Origin of the sequence: Arachidicoccus sp., from assembly GCF_050436765.1 — a bacterium.
Taxonomy (GTDB): domain Bacteria; phylum Bacteroidota; class Bacteroidia; order Chitinophagales; family Chitinophagaceae; genus Arachidicoccus.
The window spans coordinates 1-24,591 of record NZ_JBNQGD010000419.1 but is presented as its reverse complement, the minus strand read 5'-3'; the positions used below and the strand labels follow the sequence as shown (position 1 = coordinate 24,591).

Sequence of the window (24,591 nt, the reverse complement as noted above, 5' to 3'; positions counted from 1 at the left end):
TTAGCTAAACTTTATGCCTAATGAAACACATCCCCCAATATTTCAACCTGATCCCAGATTTACTTCATTTAGTTGCGTTTCTTTGAATTCACTTGAGCTAAAAATTATTTGTAACACATTGATTATTAGTGTAAATAAACAAAAAAGGCTATCATTGTATGATAGCCTTTAGCGGAGAGTTAGGGATTCGAACCCCAGGACCTGTTACAGTCAACAGTTTTCAAGACTGCCGCAATCGACCACTCTGCCAACTCTCCGGGGGCAAAATAATATCTTATAAGTTTAACTACCAAATTTTTTTGATTTTCTTCTCGTAGCTTTGTAAAATTATTTCAAGATCTCTAGCCAATATAGCTAATTTCAAATCTATTGGCATTATAATAAACACTACTAAATGGCGCATTTATCCGCGGTAAATAAATATTTCTGGAAATATAAATATCGTTTCTCTTTAGGTATCTTATTTATTGTGGCATCCAATTATTTTTTTGTAATGGCACCTCAGGTGGCAAATTATGTGGTAGGGAAACTACAACAAGCACTACCTGGGGCGCATGCTACTCGGGCCAGCCATAGACCAATTATCAAAGATGCATTGCTTTCATCCTTTATTGATTGGGTTGATAAATTTAGCTACGGGAAATTAGTCTTGGTTTGCAGTATCGTTATCATTGTACTTGCTATTATTCGAGGTTTGTTTATGTATTTTATGCGGCAGACTATTATTGTGATGAGCCGCCACATAGAATACGATCAGAAAAATGAGGTGTATAAACATTATCAGAAATTAGACGCCGGTTTTTACAAAACCCATTCAACAGGAGATATGATGAATCGCATGGCCGAAGATGTAAGTCGCGTGCGCATGTATACCGGTCCGGCAGTAATGTATTTGATTAATCTTTCTACGCTTATTATTTTCGCTTTAGTGAACATGTTGGCGCAAGACGTACAACTTACTTTAATCGTTATATCTCCATTACCCATTTTAGCTATTACTATTTATTTTGTCAACATTAATATCCATCGACGTAGTGAGCGTGTACAAGCAATGCTATCTAACCTTACTACGAATGCGCAAGAATCTTATTCCGGTATTCGGGTTATAAAATCTTATGTCCAAGAGAAAGCAATGCTCGGGTTTTTCAAAAAAAATAGTGAAGAATATAGGAAAAATGCTGTGGGACTTGCTAAAGTAGAAGCGATTTATTTTCCAAGCATGACACTGATTATCGGTCTCAGCACTTTAATCACCATATTGGTAGGTAGTCAAATAGTCTTGCACGATACCACTAAAGTTGGATTAATCGTTGAATTTGTGATGTATATTAATATGCTTACATTTCCTGTAAGCGCAATCGGATGGGTTGCCAGTATGATTCAAAGAGCGTCAGCTTCGCAGAAAAGATTAAACGAATTTTTGGATGCCGAACCTGAAGTAAAGGATAAAAGTGAAACGATGCCTGCTAATCTTGAAGGGGATATTGAATTTAAGAATGTCAGTTTCACCTATCCCAATACGGGTATTACTGCCGTCAAAAATTTCTCTTTGCAAATAAAGAGGGGAGAAAAGGTTTTGATAATGGGGAAAACGGGTAGTGGTAAATCTACCTTGGCGCAATTGCTTCTGCGCACTTACAATACTGATGCGGGAGAAATTGTGATCAATGGAGTTGATATCACAGATATGCCTTTTAGGCATTTACGGGAAAATATAAGTTACGTTCCGCAGGATGTGTTCTTATTTAGCGATACCATTGCCTCTAATATTAGTTTTGGATTAAACGAAAAGGCGGCGCAAAATAGGATAGAAGAGGCTGCACGTTTTGCAAGCATACATAATGAAATCAAAACTTTGGAGAAAGGTTATGATACATTGGTGGGTGAGCGTGGTATAACGTTAAGCGGGGGGCAAAAACAACGAGTTTCCATCGCCAGAGCGTTAATTAAAGAGCCACAACTTATGATTTTTGACGACTGCTTAAGTGCTGTAGATACAAAAACCGAAAATGAAATCATTACACATCTTAATCGATATTTAAGTGATAAAACGGCTATCATAATTACTCATCGGATTTTCACAGTATTTAATTTTGCACAGGTAATCATTTTAGAAAATGGGGAAATACTAGAACAAGGCTCTCACGAACAATTGTTAGCATCTGGTGGCTACTACGCTAAACTGTATAAAAAACAGGTTTTGGATAATTACAATTAATAAAACCCGCTAGAATATTCTTAAAAATAAAAACCCAATTCGGATTTAAGTCTAAAAGATAGTAGCTTTGCGCCGATAAAAATCTTCTAATACAAATAAATCTATATGCAAATTAGTACGAATGTACTGCATCCATGGCACGGCGTCGAAACGGGCGAAAATGCACCAGAGTTTGTCAATGCTATTATTGAAATTCCCCAAGGCTCCCGGTCAAAATATGAGATAGACAAGCCGAGTGGATTGCTGAAACTGGATAGAGTTATTTATTCTTCTTTTCATTATCCTGCTAATTATGGTTTTATACCCCAGACCTATGGCGACGATAAAGACCCATTAGATATTTTGATTATCTCTAGTATGAGCATTGAGCCGTTGTGTATAGTTGAAACCAAAGTAATTGGTGTAATGCAAATGCTGGATGGCGGGGAAGGCGATGATAAAATCATTGGAGTGGCTGCAAACGATCCTGCTATTAACTATTACGAAAATATCGAAGAATTGCCCAAGCATTTTTTTAGCGAATTGAGACATTTCTTTGAAGAATATAAAATGTTGGAAAACAAAACGGTGAAAGTAAATGATTTCGGTAACAAGGCTCAGGCAATGGAAATCATTAAAAGATCAATGACCGCATATAAAGAATTAATCAATTCTTAAAATAAAACGGACTACATAAATATTTTTTTATTTTTTTACCTACATTTGTAAAAATTTTCAAGGATATGGAAGATACAAAATCAAAAACAAAAGAATGGATATGGTTCTTCGTTTGGCTAGCCATCATTGTTTGTTTACTGATATGGCTTAGACAGTGGTTTTGGTTAGCGCTACCTGGTGTGCTTACTTATTTTGTAAAAGCAATGGGTCTTATTGATGAGAATCAACCGGAAGATCAATTTTATTAGTAGATAAAGAGCTTATATAAAAAAAGCGGTACATTTTGTACCGCTTTTTTTTCGCCCAAAATTAAAATTTACTCTTCAGTTACTGCCAAACGTAGCAATAAAATTGTTACCTTTGCAAATTGCATTTCCGCAAAATTTACTTGGAAAAAAGAAAGAAATTGGCGTTACCCTACTTTATTAAATATATATACAGCAACGGCACAGAAGAAGTTATTCGACGGTGAAAGAAGATTTTCAGCACAGGCAATATCGAGATTATACATCACGATGAACTATCTGAGAGTATTACTTTTCGTGTAAAGGACGATATGTATGCCAGTTGGTACAAAGTGCAGGTAAGCCATTACAGAAAACAGGAAGACCTTGCTCTTAGGTGCAGTTGCCCTTACAACATCAGCGACATCTGTAAGCACGAAAGTGCCGTGTTGTTTGAGTTGCAGCAAATGCAAGACAGAAATTTGCTGAAAGGTGCCGAAGCATATTATGATCAACAGCATACCGTGCTAAGAATGAAGCGTATCGAACTTCATTTGATTCGTGCATTGTGTGCTTCTGAAAGTTTTCAAGAGGCCGAAGGCTTTTTAAGAAGTGGTAATAGCGCTGCTATTTTAGAAGCAGCTAATGAAAAAGTAGTCGCCGAAATAACCATCGATAAGATCACTTATACAGTTGTTATACAAAAGAACAAAGAAAGAAATTTTGATACAAGTTGTAATTGCGATAGCGAAGGAAATCACCCTATTTGTGTACACAAAGCCATAACTCTTTTACAATTGCTAAATAATTCTGGCGCTGATTACTTTGATAGCATACGTAATTGGGAGCGAGAAAAAAATCAATTATTGGGTCTTTATGGTTTTTCGTTAGATGATGATCTGACAGATAAATTTGAGTTTACCTATAAAGAAGGGAAGCCTTTCTTGCGCGTTTTAGATCCTACTATCAAACGGGTTGCCAATCCCAACGCCTATAACCCTCAAACCATTGCGCCAAAAACTACTTACAAAGAAGAAGTAGACTTATTGGAACATCAGGCATTTAAGCAAAAAGTTGGTATTGTATTGCAAGAAGATAATAATCAATATCCTCATTTAAGTTTTGTGCCTATACAAGGAGAGCCTAATGAAGATCTGACTGCATTTGTAAGCTCAATAGAAACAATTGATCTTAATAAGTTTATCAATGTAGAAAAAATTGATAGCGATGATAGATTGTTATTACAGCAACTCCGCAAGCTAATACCTGCAGAAGTTTCCAGATATTTAAATAGAAATTCCCCCTTCAGTGGTCTTTGGGAAAATATCGTACAGCAACACGACGAGTCACTTACTGAGGATACGCGTAAATTAATAATTGAATATTTGCATCCTAAGTATAAGAAGCTATTCCAATCTACCTCTGATAATTATTTTACCTATTACCTGCCCAGAGGTAAAAGTTTGCAATCGGCCAATATTCAGTTAGCTAATTATTCTATTAATTATATTTCACCGTCTTTTGAAGTACTACAAAAAGATGATGGGTATGAAGTAATTTGTATCGTTGATACACTTTTAGGGGAAAAGAGACTAAATGAGAATGAACTGGGAAGTACGCTTATCTTTCAAGTAGAGAACCAATTTTATTTATGGCAAACTGCTGAAGATGCCTTGCTAGTAGAAAGATTCATGCCAGAGGGCTCATTGTTTTTTCAAGAAAATATATGGCAGGAGACATTACACAATTTTGTATTGCCGCTTTCAAAAAATTATCAGGTAAATTTTTCCAATATTGAACAGGAAGAAATAGACAATATACTGCCTGAAATAAGTATTCATCTTGCTGAAAAAGGGGACTATCTTATATTAGAACCCGTATACACCTATCTTAATCAGCAAATTTCGGAACAAGATAATGACCGAATTATTATTCCACAAGGTGGAAAATTGACGATTGTACATCGTAATAAGGATGCTGAAAACACTTTCTTTCAAAAATTAAAAAACCTGCATTCAAATTTTGCGATTGTCAATAAACAATCACTAGCGCTTAAAGGGAGTGATGTATTAAAAAATAATTGGTTCTTCTTATTCATTGATGCCGCACGCGAAATGAACGTCCCTGTCTATGGCTTCGACTCATTGAAAAAATACAGGTTTAACACAGCTAAGCCTACCACAGTTATTAATCTCAGTAGTCATACAGATTGGTTTGATGCTAAAGTTAATATTGATTTCGGTGGACAAAAGGTGACCGTAACGGAGATTAAAAAAGCGTTACAAAATAAACAGCAATTTGTAACCTTAAGTGATGGCAGTTTAGGTGTTTTGCCGGAAGAATGGCTAAAAAAATATTCGCTGCTTTTTCAAGTTGGTGAAACCAATAATCAATCTTTAAAGCTAAGTAAATATCATTTTAATATTGTAGATGAACTCTATGCGCAGCGTGATGAGAGTGAATTGGTTTTTCAGTTGGAAGAGAAGTATGAGAAGATAAAAGAGTTGCATACAATTGGGGAAGTAGCTGCACCTGAACATTTACAACCAATATTACGGCCCTATCAACTTTCTGGATTTCAATGGCTGAATTATTTGAATGATATCTCTTGGGGCGGCATTTTAGCTGATGATATGGGTTTGGGTAAAACTATTCAGGCACTTTCATTTTTGTTTCATTTAAAGCATTCAACAGAAAAGTTTAAGGCGTTAGTGGTATGCCCTACTTCACTATTGTACAACTGGGAAAATGAGATAAAGAAGTTCACTCCCGGCATTCGCTATTTTATACATCACGGAGCTTCACGTAACGGCGATACCATAAGAGATGAAAATATAGATATCATTATTACTACTTATGGCACTTTGCGTAGTGATATCAAAAATTTTACTGAGATTAAATTTTCGTATGTTGTTCTGGATGAAAGCCAAGCGATAAAGAATCCGATGAGTAAGATCGCCAAAGCGGTTAACTTGCTGAACGCTGGTAATCGTCTTTGTTTGAGTGGTACGCCATTGCAGAATAATACTTTTGATATTTATGCGCAAATGAATTTTTTAAACCCGGGATTGCTAGGAAGTATTGATTGGTTTAAACAACAATTTGCTATACCTATTGATAAATTTGGCGAACAACAACAAAAGGAACATTTACGTAAAATGCTTTTTCCTTTTATTTTAAGAAGAACTAAAGAACAGGTAGCTAAAGACTTACCGGAAAAAACGGAGCAAGTATTGTATTGCGAAATGGGTGCTCAACAAAGAAAGATCTATGATGCTTATCGAAACGATGTCCGTGATAAAATTTTGGGCTTGATTGAGCAACAAGGCATGCAGCGTTCGCAACTATCTATTTTACAGGGATTAATGAAATTGCGCCAGATATGCGATAGCCCGGCAATTATCAAAGAGGAAAATTATCCCAATCATTCGATAAAAATACATGAACTGGGAAGTGAGCTAGAAGAAAATCTAAGTAATCATAAAGCGCTTATTTTCTCTCAGTTCCTGGGCATGCTTGGACTTATAAAAGCTAAATTAGAGGAACTCGGTATCAAATATGAATATTTTGATGGAGGAACTTCAGTGAAGGATAGAGAAAAAGCTATTCAAAATTTCCAAAGCGATGAAGAATGTCGCGTATTCCTGATTTCACTAAAGGCTGGTGGCGTAGGGCTTAACCTTACAGCTGCAGATTATGTTTATATCGTAGATCCTTGGTGGAATCCTGCTGTAGAGCAACAGGCTATTGATCGTACACATCGTATCGGGCAAACCAAAAATATCTTCGCTTATCGTATGATTTGCAAAGATACCGTGGAAGATAAAATATTGCTGTTGCAGGAAAAGAAAAGGGCCCTTGCTAATGAACTTATTGCGGATGAGAGTGGCTTTGTAAAAAATCTTTCAAAATCCGATATCGAATATTTGTTTAGTTAGAAAGCTTATTTTATCAATTTTTCTATCGCGTGATGATAGGTCTTAAAATCAAAGCTATTAAGCGTTTTTTGCATGTTTGCAACAATTTTATCATTGCATAGATTACCTAAGCTTCCTTCGTGTGTGTGGTGTACTTTGGTTGAATAATTAAATTGACCCGCTTCAATGGCTAAACCTACTTGTTTGTAAGCATCGCGGAAGGGCACGCCCTGTAGCACCAACTTATTTACTTCTTCAACGCTAAAAATGTATTTATATTTTTCATCTTCTACGATATCTTCTTTTACCTGCATATTATTTAACATCAATCCGGCCATTTCTATGCAATTTCTTAAGGTGGTAAATGCTGGAAACAGATGTTCTTTGAGTAATTGTAGTTCTCTATGATAACCTGAAGGCAAGTTAGTTGTCATCATCAAGATCTCATTGGGTAGGGCTTTTAGTCGATTGCAATAGCCTCTTATTAATTCAAAAACATCTGGATTTTTCTTGTGCGGCATAATGCTGCTTCCTGTTGTCAACTGCGGAGGAAAAGAAATAAAAGAGAAGTTTTGAGATAAATACAAACAAGCATCCATCGACAATTTAGCCAAAGACTCAGCGATATTTGCTAGGCCCATTGCTGTAATACGCTCTGCTTTTCCTCTGCCCATTTGTGCATATACGACATTGTAATTTAAATCTGCGAAACCCAATAATTGAGTGGTTAATGTCCTATTAATCGGAAAAGAAGAGCCATAACCTGCTGCTGAACCTAAAGGATTTTTATTGACAACTTCATAAGCCGACTTTAACACCGTTAAATCGTCCACTAAACTTTCGGCATAAGCGCCCAGCCACAAGCCAAATGAGGAAGGCATGGCTATTTGTAAATGCGTGTAACCTGGAAGAAGTATTTCTTTGAACTGTTCGCTTTTTTCAATCAGCAAATCAAAAAGTTCGTGAACTGCGATAACAGTTTTTTCGATTTCGCTACGCAAATATAATTTTACATCTACCAAAACTTGGTCGTTACGACTACGTGCCGAATGAATCTTTTTGCCTGTATCCCCCAACTTATCTGTTAATAAGAACTCTACTTGAGAATGGACATCTTCTACGTCATCCTGAATTTTAAAAGTTCCATTTTTAGTAGTGGCATAAATATTTTTCAATTCTGCTATTAATAAATCTTTTTCTTCATTCGTTAGCAGGTCAATAGTTGCCAGCATTTCAGCATGAGCTATATTTCCTAAGACATCAAAAGAGGCCAACATTACATCAAATTCACGATCTCTACCCACTGTAAATGTTTCTACTTCTTTTAAGGAGGTAATATTTTTCTGCCAGAGCTTCATTGCGTATTTTTTAAGGAGCCTATAATCTTTTTCTGTTGCAAAGAAACGCTTTTATTCTATTTTAGATATATCTTTAATCATATTATTATTGAAAGATGAAAGGAAAATGTGTAATAGTAATGGGCGTATCTGGCTGCGGAAAATCTACGATAGCCGAAGCCATTGCCAAAGAAATGAATGCGGTATTTTTGGAAGGAGATGATTTTCACTCCCAAAGCAATATTGATAAAATGAAAGCCGGCATTCCACTTACCGATGATGATAGAAAGGGATGGTTAGAAAACATTCATACAAAAATTACGACGGACACAGATAAAGGCGAAGACTCTATCTTATCCTGCTCTGCCCTCAAGCGTAAATATAGAGATACTTTACGAAAAGATATGGCGCATATCCTATTTATATATTTAAAAGGTTCTTTCGAATTAATACATGGTTGGATGGAGAAACGTAAACATCACTTTATGCCTCCCGAATTATTAAAAAGCCAGTTCGACACCTTGGAGGAACCGACAGCGGAAGAAAAGGATGCAATCACCGTCCACATTGATGCTGGAATTCAAAGCGAAATACAGCATATTCTGCAGCAGCTAAAAAAGCGCAATTATTTATAATCGAGCCTTATTTACGCTATTTCTGTTTTTTGTTGAGCAATACTTTTACTACTCAAAAATAAGAGGGAATTAAAAACGGCATCTGAAATAGTCATTCTTTCAATATGTGGCCCTGTGATTTCTATAATTAATGATGTAACGGCAATAGCAAAAACTGCATCACTAAGGAGGGGCAATCGCTCCGCTTGAAATTCTTTTTGTCTTTATAAAAAACATCTTTCATGGATTCAATTTTAACTACTGAATGAAGGTGCATTTGGAACCATTATTCTAATTCAACTTCTAAATTTCAAATATATCATTTTATTCAGAAAGATTTTTTAACTTTAAACACGAATAAGATCAGATCGTTCCTGTAACCATATAATTTAGAAAGAGATGGAAACACAATCAGATAAAGACAAGCATAACCTTTTCGATTTAAGGAATCTCAATAAAAGTAAAATAATTTGGCTGACTCTTTTATGGCTTATTGCCATGTGTTGTTGCATCTTTTCTATAAGTGACAATTTTACCCAATCTGCCTTTCAGCGAAAATATCTGACTATTTGGATAATCATGATTGCATCGACCTATACTATTATAAAAATACACTTTGATTATTTTCGAAAGAAAAGGAAACAATCCTAAAGATTTTCCCCCATTATTTCTAGCATCTTGATATAGGTTTCTATGCCTCCTTTTATTTCATCCACAAAAATAAATTCGTCGGCAGTATGGCTGCGGGCGCTGTCGCCTGGACCACATTTTAGTGCAGGAAAAGGCATTAAAGCTTTATCGGAGCATGTAGGAGATCCATAAGGCTTATTACCTAAAGCTATACCGGCTTTTACCAATGGGTGTTCGACCTCGATTCTTGAAGAACGCAAACGAATGCTGCGTTCTTTAAAATCACTCTGAATATGTTCTCGGATAATATCCATAACTTCTTCATGTGTATAGCAGTCCGGCAGACGTAAATCAACAACAAAATTGCAAGTAGCAGGTATTACATTATGCGCTTTGTTTTCGGTTTCAATTACTGTAACCGTTTGTTTTACTTCTCCCAGCCATTGTGATACTTTGGGATATTTATAAGTACTAAACCAAGCGATATCCTGCATGGCCTTATACAATGCACTTTCACCCTCATTGCGCGCAGCATGGCCGGCTTTCCCATTTGCTACGGCGTCCAGAACCATTAAGCCCTTTTCCGCAATAGCCAATTGCATTTTCGTCGGTTCTCCTACAATTGCAAACCATTGATTTTGATTATTTTTAAAATCTGGATTGTGCAGACTGGCTGAAAACTTATCGTGAACAAGTAATGCTTCGATGCCATTCTTTCCGGTAATTTCCTCTTCTGCAGTAGCCGCTATGACAACATTAAAGGAAAGGTTTTCTTTATCGTAAAAATGAACAAAAGTTGAAATTAAAGAAACCAAACAGCCGCCTGCATCGTTACTACCGAGCCCAAAGAGTTTACCATCTTCTTCAATAGGCGTGAAAGGATCTTTGGTATATTTAGGGTTAGGTTTTACGGTATCGTGGTGGGAATTTAGTACTACTGTAGGTTTCAGTGGATCAAAGTATCTATTTATAGCCCACACATTATTCAAATACCGTTGTGCAGGAATTTTTTTATCAATAAAAAATTGTTCAATGACAGTACCCGTTTTATCTTCTTCTTTTGAAAAGGAGGGGATAGCTATCAGTTGTTTCAGTAGTGCAATCGCATCTAAAAATAAGGTTTCCATTTATCATTTTTTGGTTCCAAAAAGGGCATCGATGATTTACAAAACCATGCACCATTATTACTTTATAAGTGACCCAACTGTTTCAGTTGTTATATTTTGCAGCAAGTCCTTAGCATCACCTATCAACACTTCCTTTACACCAGTATTGATGGCATCAAAAGCATTATCGAGTTTTGGGATAATCCCCTCGAATAATTTATTTTCTTGCAAGAGTTGCCGATATTTTTCTTTATCTATCAAACGAATAACAGAATTATCATCTTCTATATTTTCAAGGACGCCCTTCTTTTCAAAACAATACATCAAACGTACTTGATATTTTTTAGATAGTGCAACGGCTAATGTCGAAGCAATTGTGTCGGCATTGGTGTTGAGTATATGTCCTTTACTATCATGTGTAAGAGCTGCGAACACGGGTATGATACTATTTTCAATAAATAATTCTAGGTATTTAATATTTAATGTTTCGCTATTAATATCTCCTACCCAGCCGAAGTTGACTTCTTTTACTGGCCTTTTTTTCGCAGGAATAATATTAGCATCGGCACCTGTAAGGCCAATTGCATTGCAATTTTTGGCCTGCAGCTGCGCGACAATTTTTTTGTTTACTAGGCCACCATACACCATCGTAACCAAATCAATAGTATTATCATCCGTAATTCTACGACCATTGATATAACTAGGTTGTAGTCCAAGTTGTTCGCCAATTTTTGTAGCAATTTTGCCACCACCGTGTACTAAAATTTTCTTTCCTTCTATCTTAGAAAAATCTCCTAGAAAAAAAGAAAGATTTTCTTCATTGTCTATAACGTTACCGCCAATCTTTATAATAAATAATTTCTCCATACTTTATTGCTATAACGAATTACTTATTATTTTGAAGTAATTCACTTATTACTGTTTGCGCGGCCCATACGCGGTTTCCGGCTTCTTGGGTTACAATGCTGTGTGAGCTATCTAAGACTTCATCGCTCAATTCGACATTACGCCTTACGGGCAAACAATGCATCACTTTTGCATTGTTGGTTGTTTTTAGTTTATCGAGTGACAACATCCAGGAAGGATCATTTTCATAAATCTTTCCATAGTCTTCGTAAGTGCTCCAGTTTTTTACATAGACAAAATCTGCATCTTTCAAAGCTGTGTCCTGGTCTTGTGTAATGGTCGCACCCTTAGTAAATTTCTCCGCCAATTCATAGTTTACAGGATGGGTAATGATGAATTCACCCTTGCCCTCCCACGCATTCATCCACTCTGCAAAACTGTTGGCGACACACTGTGGTAAAGGCTTGATATGAGGAGCCCAAGTTAAAACAATTTTCGGTTTTTTAATGATTGATTCTTGTTTTAAACATTCCGTTATGGTTATCACATCCGTCAGACTTTGCAATGGATGTAATGTCGCGCTCTCCAAACTAATCACCGGGCGGCCACAATGTTTGATAAATTCACTTATAAACAATTCACTATAATCATCTTCACGATTAGCCAATTGCGGGAAAGTACGGATACACAGAATATCAAAGTAACTTCCCAATACTGGCCCCGCGTCTTTTATATGCTCTGATGTATTACCACTCATGATTGCTCCGTCTTCAAATTCTAATTGCCATCCCTCTTTATCTACATTAAAAACGATAGCTTCCATGCCTAAATTTCTCGCAGCAATCTGTGTACTTAAGCGTGTACGCAAACTCGGGTTAAGAAATAACAAACCAATGCGTTTGTTAATGCCTAAAGTTGCATCTTTAAGAGGGTTGGCTTTATAAGCCAAAGCTTTTGCAACCAAACCTTCGATGTCGGCTACATCTTCTACGGAAGTGAATTTTTTATTTTTTAGTAAAGACATTTTCTTGAATTAAGAATGATGAATTTATGAATTTTGGAGAGTCTTTGTTCAACAATTTGTACATATGACTCGTTTCCATTAAGGAAATATTCTCTATTTCAATCAAAGCGAATAATCATAATAGTTCCATTCGTTATTGCTGAGTACAAATCCCGTTTTCGTATACAAATTATTTCCGATTTCGTTTGTTTTTTCTGTTGATAAACTTAAGCCGAATGCGCCTGTTTCTCTGCCCAATTGTTTTGATCTTTCAATCAATGAAACACTGTAACGACTGCCACGATAGGCCTTTCTCACATACAAGTCATTTAGCAACCATTTTTTTTTCATCCTAACAGAAGAAAAAATAGGATATAACTGAACAAAGCCAGTCATTAGGGCTTCATCGTTTTTTGTATAAAATATTTCCGATTCGTTTTGTTCAATCCTTTCTTTTAGAAATGATTTTGCACCTTCCAAATCAGATCCTTTTTTATAAAACTGACGATATTCATCAAACAAAATACTAAGCTCGTCCAATTCATTTAGGGTCGCCTTGAATGTGGGATGTTCCATATATTATTGAAATAATGATTAGACAACTGCACTGCTGTTAGCAGACAAACTTCCTACTTCCTCTTTCAATACGTCAATAAATTCATCTACTTGCCTTTTGGCAATTGCCAAAGAAGGTAACAGACGTATGATATTTGGATTGGCTGCACCGGTAAAAATATGATGATTGAATAAGAGATTTTTTCTCAAATCCTTTATCGAATCTGGCACATCAAAGCCAATCATCAAGCCTTTGCCGCGCAAATTTTCTATACCTTCTACGCTTTTTAAACGATTGAGAAGATAAGTGCCACGTTGCTTTGCTTGTTCTATTAAATTTTCTTTTTCCATTACCTCCAACACGGCCAAGGCAGCCGCACAAGCCAAATGATTACCTCCAAAAGTAGTTCCTAACATACCGAATTTGGCCTCGATTTTTGGAGAAATTAAAACGCCTCCGATAGGGAAGCCATTGCCCATACCTTTGGCCATCGTATAAATATCTGCATTTACATTTGCATAGTCATGAGAGAAAAATTTACCACTTCTACCATAACCGCATTGCACGCTATCGGCAATATAGATAGCGCCATATTCATCGCATAATGAACGTATTTTTTGCAAGAAAGATTCATCTGCGATCCTTATGCCGCCTACCCCTTGAATACCTTCGATAATTACAGATGAAATTTCTTTACCCTTTTCTGCAAAGCATTTTTCCAATGCTTTTTCATCATTAAAAGGGAGAAAAATAACATTATCTGTTTCATTTACCGGGGCAACAATTTTAGGATTGTCTGTGGCTGCTACCGCTAGAGAAGTACGACCATGAAAGGATTTTTTAAATGCAATAATTTTCTTTCTGCCGGTGTGAAACGATGCTAGTTTCAAAGCATTCTCGTTGGCTTCGGCGCCGCTGTTACACAAGAAAAGTTGATAATCGTTTTTTCCGCTCATTTGACACAGCTTCGACGCTAATTCTTCTTGTAATGGGATGTTTATAGAATTAGAATAAAAGGCAATTTTATGCAGTTGCTCATCAATTCGCCGTACCCAATGGGGATGCGTATGACCAATAGAAATTACGGCATGGCCGCCATACATATCTAAATATTGTACACCATTATCATCCCACACGTAAGAGCCGAGGGCCTTTACGATGGTGATATCATTAAGTGGGTAAACGTTGAAGAGATGATTCATATTTGTTGTTTTTAAATAGTATATTTTACGTAATGCGATTCATGTTTTATGGCCCCTGATTTTTTGATTTGTTAATCGGCTTTGCAATATAATCTTGTAAAGAAATATTGCTAGACCATAAAATACTCCGTAAATCTTAACTTATTTGGCCAAGTTTAAAAATAATTTGCCTTCAATCTTAATCCCATATTTTCTTCTAAATTGAACATCAAATTCATATTCTGAACGGCCTGTCCTGAGGCGCCCTTCAGCAGGTTATCAGTGGCAGAATGAACCACCAATTTTGAACCAATTTTTTCTAGATAAATAACTGCGTTATTGGTATTAACGATTTGCTTTAAAAAGATAGGCTCGTCACTTACAAAAGTGAATTTCGCTTCCTTGTAAAAATTTTTATATATTTTATTTAATTCCTCTAAAGATAAATCGCAACTTAAAGTTGAGCTAATATAGATGCCACGTGGAAAGTCTCCGCGCCAAGGAACAAAGTTCAGCACTTCTTTATTTTCAGCCCAGGTAGGGAAATCATTTTGCAACTGATGTAACGATTGCTGAATCTCGTCTAAATGTTGGTGTGTCAAGGTTTTATATGCCTGAATGTTATTATCTCTCCAACTAAAATGTGAGGTAGCAGAAGGTTTCTGTCCGGCACCTGTAGATCCAGTAATACCTGTTGTATATATTTCTTTTAATAGATTTTCTTTTGCCAAAGGCAGTAATCCCAGTTGAATGGAAGTAGCAAAACATCCGGGATTCGCAATATTGTGCGCCGATTGAATCGCCGCTTTATTTATTTCTGGTAGACCATAGACAAAAGTTTTATCGCCAAATTTTGCATCTTTTACCAAGCGAAAATCATTGGCTAAATCTATTATTTTTATATTGTCTGGGATAACGTTTTCTGTAAGGAATTTTTTAGAATCACCATGTCCCATACAAAGGAATAATACATCTATGTCATTATTTAATTCCCCGGTAAAGCGCAAAGAACCTTCACTAATTAAGTCCTGATGAATTTTTGAAACTAAATTTCCTGCATTACTTTTACTATGAATAAAACTAATTTCGACTGCAGGATGATTGACTAGAATCCTAATAAGTTCTCCGCCTGTGTAGCCCGCGCCACCTATAATTCCTACTTTTGTCATTTCTTATTTTTTTAGAATTGATTCAATAAATTTTTAATAAATGGCTATAATCCTTTTTCCACCAAGAAGAATAATGAAGCAGGTCTTTAAATCCCAGATTTTTTATCTACTCTGGTTTTTGTACACCGAAGTTTTTGTATTCGTAAAGTTTCGTCGCAACAGTAGTGTCTCCCGAAAACTCTTCTTTTTCTGCAAAAACTATCTTGTATAGCCATTTTACTTTTAATCCACTAAAACTATTATATAGGGTTGACTCGTTATTATGGTATCCATACATTGGGCCATAAGAATCGCAATAAATATTTCTTTTTTTATCAATTAACTTTCTGTCCACGGATAATATAACAAAGAAGCACCAAGGATTGTTTTATTTTGCTTTTTCACTATCCTTCACGCTTTCATATATCGCCACCTGATTGCCAAATATCTTACTAAAACCGCGCACATCTTCGCCAGTCCAACCATTGTTCATTTCACCATATTTACCAAACTTCGCGCTCATCAAATCATATTTTGATTCGATACCTAAAATTTGAAAACGATAAGGAAGTAATTGTACAAATACATCGCCGGTTACGTGTGTTTGCGCACTGGTAAAATAGGCTTCAATATCACGCATTACCGGATCGAGAATTTGTCCTTCGTGTAAATAATTGCCATAAAATATGGACAAATTATCTTTCATGGGTAATTGCCATTTAGTTAAAACATGCTTTTCTAAAGCGTGGTGTGCTTTGATAATTACCACCGGTGCAGCTGCTTCAAAGCCTACTCGCCCTTTGATCCCAATGATCGTATCCCCAACGTGTATATCCCTTCCGATGCCAAAAGGTGCGGCTATAGCTTGCAATTGCTGGATTGCTTCGGTTGGATGCTTAAACTTTTTATCATTGATCGCGATCAGTTCACCTTTTTCAAAACTTAATTTTACTTCTTCAGGGTCGCTTTTAGTAACCTGTGTTGGCCACGCTTCTTCCGGAAGAAATCCTTTGCTGGTCAATGTTTCGCGACCACCGACACTCGTTCCCCAAAGTCCTTTGTTGATAGAATATGCAGCTTTTGCAAAATTCATATCTACGCCTTTAGCTTTCAAATATTCAATTTCCTCTTCGCGACTCAATTTCAAATCACGGATAGGCGTGATGATTTCAATGCCCGGTGCAACAATATTTAAAATCATGTCGAAACGCACCTGATCATTGCCTGCACCCGTACTTCCATGGGCTACCGCATCCGCGTTTAATTTTTTGGCGTGCTCAGCCATGTGCAAGGCTTGCACCAGCCGTTCTGCACTTACACTTAAGGGATAGGTGTTATTCTTTAGAACGTTTCCGAATATTAGATATTTTACAATCCTTTCGTAATAATTTTTTACGGCATCAATAGTGGTATGTGTTGTTACCCCCAAAGCATAGGCGTGGGCTTCTATTTTCTTTAATTCATCTTCACTAAAGCCTCCGGTATTTACAATAATACTGTGAATATCATATCCTTTATCCTGAAAATGTTTTACACAAAAAGTAGTATCTAATCCACCGCTAAAGCCCAGTACAACTGATTTTGCCATTATTGTTTTATTCTTTTATAAATTAAATAAACTTAGAAAAAATGATTTATTGTTAGCTTTCTTACGGAATGCCTGTAAGAATTTGTGCTGTTTCAAACGTAATAGCCGTTCGTATATTTTCGATTTCTCTTTAAAATATTCTTTGGTTTCTTCCGGTTTGTAATGATCTTTCGGGTCGAAGAGCATCGCTGTGCACATACAGTTTTTTCTATCCTTGCTCATTAAAATATCGTAATTGACACAACTTTTACAGCCGGCCCAAAATTCATCATCATCAGTCAACTCGCTATATGTTACCGGTTCGTAACCCAGGTCAGAATTAATTTTCATGACTGCTAAACCAGTCGTTAAGCCAAAGATTTTGGCATCAGGGTATTTCTTCCTTGATAACGCAAAGGTAGTTTCTTTGATGCGCTTTGCCACGCCGCTCTTTCTAAAATTGGGTGAAACAATCAGACCTGAATTTGCTACAAATTTACCGTGACTCCATTCTTCAATATAGCAAAAACCTGCCCAATGACCGTCCGTTGAAAGGGCAATTACGGCTTTCCCTTCCAGCATTTTTTTTGCTATATATTCGGGTGAGCGTTTGGCAATACCTGTACCGCGTACCTTTGCGGAATCAGCCATCTCATCTACAATCTCTTGCGCATAACCTGTATCGCCATCATTGGCAATACGTACAATAATATTATTTATATTTTCCACAGTTCTTGTGCTTATAGTATAATGAATAAACTTCGCAATAGAATATCATGCGAAGTACTAATGTTAAGAGGCCACCTTATGTATTAAGGCCTCGGTCGTCGAATTAGCGGGAAAAAAGAGCGGGGAGCATTAACAAAAGAAACCTTAGCACACACCAATGTAGGATGTGCTACTAGTAAAAGGCTATTTGTGTCGTAATTTTTCAACTTCTAATTATAAATGAAGTGTGAGTGAAAATTGTTATATCTCTTTTCGTTTGCGGCGTAAAGGTACGAACTTATAAAGAATGACAATTTTTTTGGACAAAAAATTATAATAAAATCGTTTTCGTTGCGGTATAGGCGAAAAGGATTAACGAGGGGCTGGAACCTGCAATACTTGATTTACAAGAGTCTATATCTTACTATTATTCATATGTTTTAGATCGATTTTCCAACTGCTGTCGCTATTAATAGCTTCCAGGGTATGTTCTATTTTGTCGTAGGAGTTTTTATAAGTAATAATTTCTGCATTCGCATTTACAGCAGAATCTCGTTCGATAATGATATTGGCGGATCTATACTCGACACGCTGATCACTAGATTTTTTGTAATAGGCGGCTTTCAGTTTTCCTAATTGTTGCTGATTGGCCGTATCCGGCAATATATAAAATTCTGCGCGTTTAAAATCCCCCTTCAAACAGGCATCTACAAAATATTGACTTGCGACCAGCCCATTTTCGGCCGGTGGATAATGATCGCTACCGCAAGAAGCCAATAGAAATAAAGAGCATAAGATATAGAAATATTTTTTCATTTATTTATGTTTTAGTGCTTTTTACGCAAATAAAATGGTCGCTGATTTTCGTCCATCAAAAGTAATACAGTTTGATCGGCTGTAAGAGTTAATAAAAAAAGAAATATTTTTGCGGCACAATTATCTAGATCTTGAATATTACGCAACGTACACATATTATTAAGCAAACAGCCGCCGAATTTGGGTTTGATTTCTGCGCAATCGCCAAAGCGGTGAGATTGGAAGAAGATGCTCGGCGTTTGGAAGCTTGGCTAAACAAGGGGATGCATGGCAATATGTATTACATGGAGAAGTATTTTGAGCTACGAGTAGACCCGACGCAATTGGTTCCGGGCGCAAAATCGGTCATTACACTTTTGAAAAACTATTACCCGGAAGCAGTTCAAAATGCCAATGCGCCTAAAATTTCCAAATACGCCTATGGCAACGATTATCATGAGATAATTAAGGAAAGATTGAACCTTTTTTTGGATAAAATAAAAAGTACACTTGGCGAGATTCAAGGTCGCGGCTTTGTGGATAGTGCACCTGTTTTGGAAAAAACCTGGGCACAGAAAAGTGGCTTGGGCTGGGTGGGGAAAAATGGCCTGCTCATCAACAAAAGTGGAGGTTCTTTCTTTTTTATAGCTTCTTTGATTATTGATTGGGAACTGGAATACGATTCACCGATGGCAAAAGATTTTTGTGGCAGCTGCACCCGGTGTATTGATGCTTGTCCTACTGAAGCTATTCTGCCCGAAAAAGTAATTGACGGCAGCAAATGTATTAGCTATTTTACCATTGAATTAAAAGATTTGCTGATTCCTCCTGAAATGAAATCCAAGTTTGATAATTGGCTATTTGGTTGCGATATTTGTCAGGATGTTTGTCCATGGAATCGTTTTAGTAAACCTAATACGGACGAAGCCTTCAAGCCAATATTTGAAATACTTAATTTCTCCGAGAAACAGTGGAACGATCTGAGTGAAGAAAGTTTTCGTGCCATTTTTAAACATTCACCCATCAAGCGTAGCAAATACAAAGGCATTATGCGGAATTTAAAATTTATTTCTTCATAAAAAATTTTATCTTTAGTTGTGTTTAACTGGAAATAATTCGCCGGCAACAAATAACTGATAAAAAATGAAAGAACGTTTTTATTCGCTCGATGTATTTCGCGGTGCTACTGTAGCCTTGATGATAATGGTAAATAACCCTGGCTCCTGGACACATATTTATGCGCCACTCGATCATGCGAAATGGGTAGGATGTACAGCTACCGACTTGGTTTTTCCTTTCTTTTTATTTGTCGTGGGCAATGCAATGGCATTTGTCATTCCACGTTTACGGGAAGCTGGCAGAACTGCCTTCCTAAAAAAAGTAATCCAACGCTCCTTACTGATTTTTGCTATAGGTCTATTTTTAAATTGGTGTCCTTTTATAGAATGGCAAAATAATATTTTGGTCTTTAAGCCTTGGCAGGAAGTCCGTATTTTTGGTGTGTTACAGCGTATAGCGGTAGCTTATTTCTTTGCTTCTTTCATTGTTTATTTCTTTAAACGTAAAACAGTAATCGCCATAGGTGTGGTCCTACTTTTAGGTTATTGGTGGCTCTGCTATGTATTGGGAACACCTGGTGATCCGTACAGTCTGCATGGCTGGTTTGGAACACAAATGGTAGATATGAAACTTATAGGTGCAAATCATATGTATCGCGGGGAAGGTGTCGTATTTGACCCGGAAGGAATTGCTAGTTCTTTGGCACCTATTGTACAAGTAATTATTGGGTATTTGACGGGAATGTTTATTCGTGAGAAGGGGAAGAGTTACGAGATGGTCACCAAACTCTTTGTTGCTTCGGCTATATTGTTATTTATTGGCGCTTTTTGGGGACAGTTTTTCCCTATCAGTAAAAAAATATGGACGAGTACTTTCGTTATTTACAGTTCGGGAATGGCGATGTTAATTCTTTCGGTCATTATGTATTTTATTGAACTACAACATAAGCACACGCTGCTCGATAAATTTTTCAATGTCTTTGGCAAGAATCCATTATTTATATTCTTCTTAAGTGGATTCTTACCTCGTGTACTCTGGTTGATAAGAATTCCAAATGGTATGGTAAAGGGTCAGCAAAGTTTTTTAAATCCGTTAAGCTGGTTTTACGAGAATATATGCAGACCTCTATTCTCCAATGAGAATAACAGTTCACTATTATATGCCTTTTGTTTCATTGTGTTCATGTGGGTGATTGTATATTTTATGGATAAGAAAAAGATCTATATCAAAGTATAGAAGGATCAGCATTGTGTATTCTTAATTTTAAAATGTTCCTTATGAAAACAGTACATTCTATTATGGAGAAAAAGCCAAAAGTGGTTTTCTCTGTTACGGCTTCTACCAGTGTTTATGAAGCTTTGCAATTGATGATGGATAAGAATATTAGCGCACTATTGATAATGGAAGGAAGTGAATTACAGGGTATTTTTACGGAAAGAGATTATGCACGTAAAATAATTTTGCAAGGCAAGGCGTCTAAAACTACGGCCATTGAAGAAGTAATGACCAAGAATCCGATTGTAGTAGGACCTTCAGAACAGGTAGATAGATGTATGCAAATAATGACAGATATGCACATCCGGCACTTGCCCGTATTTGAAAACGACCGGGTGACGGGTATGATTTCTATTGGTGATATATTGAAACATTTGATAGAAGACCAAAAAGATACCATTGATCATTTGAAAAATTATATTCAGAGTTAACGTTTTTATACGTTGGATTGGAAAACTTCAGCTATTTGTTCGTGCCAAAATATTCCCTATATCTGTGCATTAAGAAGAAGTTATTAAATTTCCGATGGAATTGGTTCTTGTGTAGTAATCTATGCATCCATTGACAGAGAGGCTGAAATGTTTTGCCAAAAATATAACCTGGTAGAACTACCCTATAGTCATTTATAATATATAGAAATCCTATCAGGGGCCTGGTCTTATTTTATGCCCTCATAAATGCAGCAAATGCCCATTGTGAGCGGTTTGTACAGTGTGTTTTTGAATCCGGCCCCATTCATCAATTTTATAAAATCATTGCGCTCCGGAAAGGCTTGCACCGATTCGTTTAGATATTGGTAAGCATCTTTATTTTTAGAGAACAGTTTACCCACTCCCGGTGTTACTACGTTCATATAAAAATGATAGAAACTTTTAAACAACCGTTGTTTAGGGCGTGAAAATTCTAAAACAACTAACTTTCCGCCCGGACGAAGCACGCGATGCATTTCACGGAGTCCTTTCTCTAAATTCTGGAAATTCCGCACACCAAAAGCTACCGTAATCCCGTCAAAACTGCCATATTCAAAAGATAAATTTTCACTATCGCCCACTTGAAGAGAAATACTATTGGCCAGTCCTGCTTTTTGGATTTTTTGCTGACCTATTTTCAACATTCCTTCTGAAATATCTATACCTGTAATTTTCTTTGGCTGCAATAATTTATAGGCCATCAATGCCACGTCTGCGGTACCTGTCGCCACATCTAAAATCTTTTCCGGTTGAATCTCTTTTAGGCGGTTAATCGCTTTTTTCCTCCAGCGAACATCAATACCGGCACTTAAGAAGCGATTTAAAAAATCGTATTTAAAGGCAATATTGTTGAACATTTCAGCCACTTGCTCTTTCTTCTCTAAATTACTTCCTTGGAATGGTTTTATGTCGTCGTGTGCAAATTTTGTCATTCGGCAAAGGTAGTCTTTGAGTAATAAATAATTAAAAATGAAGAACGAATAATTTAAGGAGACGATCGCAATATAAAGTATCACCGGGCTGGAAGAACAAATATTAAAATATCATTAACCAATTGAAGCATTATACTTCGTACATTCACGCTCTAATTTTAAAATAATGAATATAGAAGAAGATATACTCAGGGTAAATGAGGCGGTGGAAGCAAAAGCCCCGTTTATTGAGCAAATTAGAAAAGAATTATCTGAAAAAATAGTCGGTCAATCATATATGATTGATCGCTTATTAATTGGCTTGCTGAGTAATGGCCATGTGCTTTTAGAAGGCGTACCGGGCTTAGCGAAAACGCTTACGATCAAATCGCTGGCGCAATGTGTACACGGACAATTCAGCAGGATACAATTTACCCCGGATTTATTGCCAGCCGACGTTATTGGGACGATGATTTATAATCAAGCTAAAAACGAATTCTCGGTGCGTAAAGGGCCTATTTTCGCCAACTTTGTTTTGGCGGATGAAATCAATCGCGCACCAGCAAAAGTGCAAAGTGCGCTGCTGGAAGCGATGCAGGAAAAACAAGTAACCATTGGTGACAAATCATATAAAATTGAAGAGCCATTTCTTGTTCTGGCTACACAAAATCCATTGGAGCAAGAGGGCACTTATGCATTGCCAGAAGCTCAAGTAGACAGGTTTATGCTAAAAGTCGTTGTTGGCTATCCTTCCAAAAAGGAAGAACAGATAATTATTCGTCAACAGACACAAGGCAATCAAAATACACCGGTAAATGCAGTTGTGACTTTAGGGGAAATACGAGAAGCGCGCGAATTAGTAGATCAAATCTACATGGACGAAAAAATAGAAAAATATATTTTGGATATTGTGTTTGCCACAAGATATCCTGAGCAATATGGCTTAGACGCTTTAAAACCATTTATTAGTTATGGGGGATCGCCAAGAGCTAGTATTAATTTGGCTTTGGCCGGGAAAGCACATGCTTTTATGCAGCAAAGAGGATATGTGATACCCGAAGATATTAAAGCCATTTGTAAGGATGTATTGCGCCATCGTATTGGTATTACCTATGAGGCTGAGGCGGAAAATATTAGTTCAGAAAACATTATTGACGATATATTAAAAACTGTACAGGTACCTTAAAGTGCCCTGGTAGTTATTGATGTATAATTATTAAACGCCAATATTTATTACTGCGTGTTCTCTCTTAAGAAAAACAAATATCACTCACAGCAACATAGTAACATTAATACACCGTTGCAGTCGGAAGAAACTATTTCTTCCATTCCTAGTCGTGTGCGTGAATTAGAAATAAAAAGTAAAAGGCTTACTAATCTTTTATTTACAGGAGAGTACCATTCTGCCTTTAAGGGAAGAGGGATGTCCTTTAAAGAGGTGCGTGAATACCAGGCGGGTGATGACATTCGATTTATTGAATGGAATGCATCGGCTAGAATGGGACACACCTATAGCAAGCTTTTCGAAGAGGAGCGGGAATTAAGTGTTTTTTTACTGGTCGATACAAGTGCTAGTAATCTATTCGGAACACACAAACAGTCCAAGAAGGATTTAATTACCGAGATATCTGCGGCACTGGCCTTTTCAGCAACAAGTAATAACGATAAAATTGGGATGATATTTTTTAACGAGAAAGTTGAAAGATATATTCCTGAAAAAAAGGGACGCCAACATGTTTTGCGCTTGATACGCGAATTATTATCATTCGCTCCTGCCTCGTCTAAAACCAATATTGCAAAAGCACTACATTTTTTGAACAGTACGGCAAAGCATAAAAGTATTGTTTTCATTTTGAGTGATTTTGTAGATGAAGGTTACGAGCAGCTTTTGGGAATTTCGGCCAAAAAACACGATGTGATTGGCATTCAGGTTTTTGATAAATTAGATAAACAATTGCCACGTGTGGGTTTAATAGAGATGGGTGATCCAGAAACCGGTGAGACCATATTGTTTGATACGAATAATAAAAAGGCCCGACTACAATACAGCAGGCAGTTCGACAAAACGATTTCGATGGCCAAAGAGCATTTCAAAAAGGCGGGCGCTGATTTAATGCAAATTGAAACTGGAGAAGATTTTGTAAAAAAGCTCCAAGATTTTTTTATAAAAAGAAAATGAGAAAGAAAGATTCAATCATTACTGGACAAAAAGGATATCTCCACACATGGGCGAGCCGTAGCATTGCTTCTTTACTAATTTTTTCTTTAGTTCAAGGCAATGTTTGCGCGCAAACAGCTTCGGTGACCCTGGATCGTCAACAAATATTATTGGGTGAACACTTGACGCTTCAATTAACAGTCGATAATCT

23 protein-coding genes and 1 tRNA gene are annotated in these 24,591 nt (G+C 36.7%); 11 read left to right on the top strand and 13 right to left on the bottom strand.

Translation table 11 applies throughout. The features are described 5' to 3' along the window. Positions 1-172: 172 nt before the first annotated feature. Positions 173-257 (bottom strand) — tRNA-Ser (locus tag ACQR30_RS17555). A gap of 137 nt (positions 258-394) precedes the next feature. On the opposite strand from ACQR30_RS17555, the gene ACQR30_RS17550 reads away from it, so the two are divergent. The 4 genes from ACQR30_RS17550 to ACQR30_RS17535 all read left to right on the top strand — a co-directional run bounded on the left by ACQR30_RS17550 (position 395) and on the right by ACQR30_RS17535 (position 7,037). Then, a complete protein-coding gene (locus tag ACQR30_RS17550; protein WP_429737091.1) occupies positions 395-2,218 on the top strand; it encodes an ABC transporter ATP-binding protein in 1,824 nt (607 codons plus the stop codon). A gap of 105 nt (positions 2,219-2,323) precedes the next feature. Further along, positions 2,324-2,875 (top strand): inorganic diphosphatase, encoded by a 552-nt coding sequence (locus ACQR30_RS17545; protein ID WP_429737090.1) that lies wholly within the window; start codon positions 2,324-2,326, stop codon positions 2,873-2,875. Between the two features lie 65 nt (positions 2,876-2,940). Beyond that, positions 2,941-3,123 (top strand): hypothetical protein, encoded by a 183-nt coding sequence (locus tag ACQR30_RS17540; protein ID WP_429737089.1) that lies wholly within the window; start codon positions 2,941-2,943, stop codon positions 3,121-3,123. A gap of 308 nt (positions 3,124-3,431) precedes the next feature. Continuing rightward, positions 3,432-7,037: an SNF2-related protein gene (locus ACQR30_RS17535; RefSeq protein WP_429737088.1), complete on the top strand. Its 3,606-nt coding sequence runs from the start codon at positions 3,432-3,434 to the stop codon at positions 7,035-7,037. A 5-nt stretch (positions 7,038-7,042) separates the two neighbouring features. Here ACQR30_RS17535 and argH read toward each other — a convergent pair whose 3' ends face one another. After that, positions 7,043-8,374, bottom strand: a complete 1,332-nt coding sequence (argH, locus tag ACQR30_RS17530; RefSeq protein WP_429737087.1) for an argininosuccinate lyase — start codon at positions 8,372-8,374, stop codon at positions 7,043-7,045. Between the two features lie 95 nt (positions 8,375-8,469). On the opposite strand from argH, the gene ACQR30_RS17525 reads away from it, so the two are divergent. Further along, positions 8,470-8,988, top strand: coding sequence for a gluconokinase (locus ACQR30_RS17525; RefSeq protein WP_429737086.1), 519 nt, complete (start codon positions 8,470-8,472; stop codon positions 8,986-8,988). Positions 8,989-9,614: 626 nt separating this feature from the next. Here ACQR30_RS17525 and ACQR30_RS17520 read toward each other — a convergent pair. The 10 genes from ACQR30_RS17520 to ACQR30_RS17475 form a co-directional block, all read right to left on the bottom strand. Next, on the bottom strand, positions 9,615-10,724 hold the full coding sequence (locus tag ACQR30_RS17520) for a M20 family metallo-hydrolase (protein WP_429737085.1): 1,110 nt from the start codon (positions 10,722-10,724) through the stop codon (positions 9,615-9,617). A gap of 57 nt (positions 10,725-10,781) precedes the next feature. Next, on the bottom strand, positions 10,782-11,570 hold the full coding sequence (gene argB / locus ACQR30_RS17515; protein ID WP_429737084.1) for an acetylglutamate kinase: 789 nt from the start codon (positions 11,568-11,570) through the stop codon (positions 10,782-10,784). Between the two features lie 19 nt (positions 11,571-11,589). Then, a complete protein-coding gene (locus ACQR30_RS17510; protein WP_429737083.1) occupies positions 11,590-12,573 on the bottom strand; it encodes an acetylornithine carbamoyltransferase in 984 nt (327 codons plus the stop codon). Between the two features lie 102 nt (positions 12,574-12,675). Then, the gene (locus tag ACQR30_RS17505; protein ID WP_429737082.1) at positions 12,676-13,128 is read right to left on the bottom strand and encodes a GNAT family N-acetyltransferase; all 453 of its coding nucleotides are present in this window, start codon (positions 13,126-13,128) and stop codon (positions 12,676-12,678) included. A gap of 18 nt (positions 13,129-13,146) precedes the next feature. Beyond that, complete coding sequence (locus ACQR30_RS17500) at positions 13,147-14,310, bottom strand: aspartate aminotransferase family protein (RefSeq protein ID WP_429737081.1); 1,164 nt, start codon at positions 14,308-14,310, stop codon at positions 13,147-13,149. Positions 14,311-14,465: 155 nt separating this feature from the next. Continuing rightward, on the bottom strand, positions 14,466-15,458 hold the full coding sequence (gene argC, locus ACQR30_RS17495) for an N-acetyl-gamma-glutamyl-phosphate reductase (protein WP_429737080.1): 993 nt from the start codon (positions 15,456-15,458) through the stop codon (positions 14,466-14,468). A gap of 106 nt (positions 15,459-15,564) precedes the next feature. Further along, positions 15,565-15,792, bottom strand: a complete 228-nt coding sequence (locus ACQR30_RS17490; protein ID WP_429737079.1) for a hypothetical protein — start codon at positions 15,790-15,792, stop codon at positions 15,565-15,567. Positions 15,793-15,825: 33 nt separating this feature from the next. Next, positions 15,826-17,025 (bottom strand): argininosuccinate synthase, encoded by a 1,200-nt coding sequence (gene argG / locus ACQR30_RS17485; RefSeq protein WP_429737078.1) that lies wholly within the window; start codon positions 17,023-17,025, stop codon positions 15,826-15,828. Positions 17,026-17,040: 15 nt separating this feature from the next. Continuing rightward, complete coding sequence (locus tag ACQR30_RS17480; protein ID WP_429737076.1) at positions 17,041-17,733, bottom strand: GNAT family N-acetyltransferase; 693 nt, start codon at positions 17,731-17,733, stop codon at positions 17,041-17,043. 393 nt (positions 17,734-18,126) lie between these two features. Further along, positions 18,127-18,528, bottom strand: coding sequence for a hypothetical protein (locus tag ACQR30_RS17475; RefSeq protein ID WP_429737075.1), 402 nt, complete (start codon positions 18,526-18,528; stop codon positions 18,127-18,129). Positions 18,529-18,659: 131 nt separating this feature from the next. Here ACQR30_RS17475 and queG point away from each other — a divergent pair, with 131 nt between their 5' ends. From queG to ACQR30_RS17460, 3 genes are all read left to right on the top strand, one after another. Then, a complete protein-coding gene (gene queG, locus ACQR30_RS17470) occupies positions 18,660-19,586 on the top strand; it encodes a tRNA epoxyqueuosine(34) reductase QueG (RefSeq protein ID WP_429737074.1) in 927 nt (308 codons plus the stop codon). Positions 19,587-19,650: 64 nt separating this feature from the next. Beyond that, positions 19,651-20,802 carry an acyltransferase family protein gene (locus ACQR30_RS17465; protein WP_429737073.1) on the top strand — a complete coding sequence of 384 codons (1,152 nt, stop codon included), beginning with the start codon at positions 19,651-19,653 and terminating at the stop codon, positions 20,800-20,802. 41 nt (positions 20,803-20,843) lie between these two features. Then, positions 20,844-21,272, top strand: coding sequence for a CBS domain-containing protein (locus tag ACQR30_RS17460; RefSeq protein ID WP_429737072.1), 429 nt, complete (start codon positions 20,844-20,846; stop codon positions 21,270-21,272). Between the two features lie 227 nt (positions 21,273-21,499). Here ACQR30_RS17460 and ubiE read toward each other — a convergent pair whose 3' ends face one another. Beyond that, the gene (gene ubiE, locus ACQR30_RS17455) at positions 21,500-22,243 is read right to left on the bottom strand and encodes a bifunctional demethylmenaquinone methyltransferase/2-methoxy-6-polyprenyl-1,4-benzoquinol methylase UbiE (RefSeq protein ID WP_429737071.1); all 744 of its coding nucleotides are present in this window, start codon (positions 22,241-22,243) and stop codon (positions 21,500-21,502) included. Between the two features lie 166 nt (positions 22,244-22,409). Between ubiE and ACQR30_RS17450 the strand changes: the two genes are divergently transcribed. From ACQR30_RS17450 to ACQR30_RS17440, 3 genes are all read left to right on the top strand, one after another. Continuing rightward, the gene (locus tag ACQR30_RS17450) at positions 22,410-23,408 is read left to right on the top strand and encodes an AAA family ATPase (RefSeq protein WP_429737070.1); all 999 of its coding nucleotides are present in this window, start codon (positions 22,410-22,412) and stop codon (positions 23,406-23,408) included. 54 nt (positions 23,409-23,462) lie between these two features. Then, the gene (locus ACQR30_RS17445; RefSeq protein WP_429737069.1) at positions 23,463-24,401 is read left to right on the top strand and encodes a DUF58 domain-containing protein; all 939 of its coding nucleotides are present in this window, start codon (positions 23,463-23,465) and stop codon (positions 24,399-24,401) included. Further along, a partial coding sequence (locus ACQR30_RS17440; RefSeq protein ID WP_429737068.1) for a hypothetical protein occupies positions 24,398-24,591 on the top strand: 194 nt, incomplete at its 3' end. The genes ACQR30_RS17445 and ACQR30_RS17440, both read left to right, overlap by 4 nt.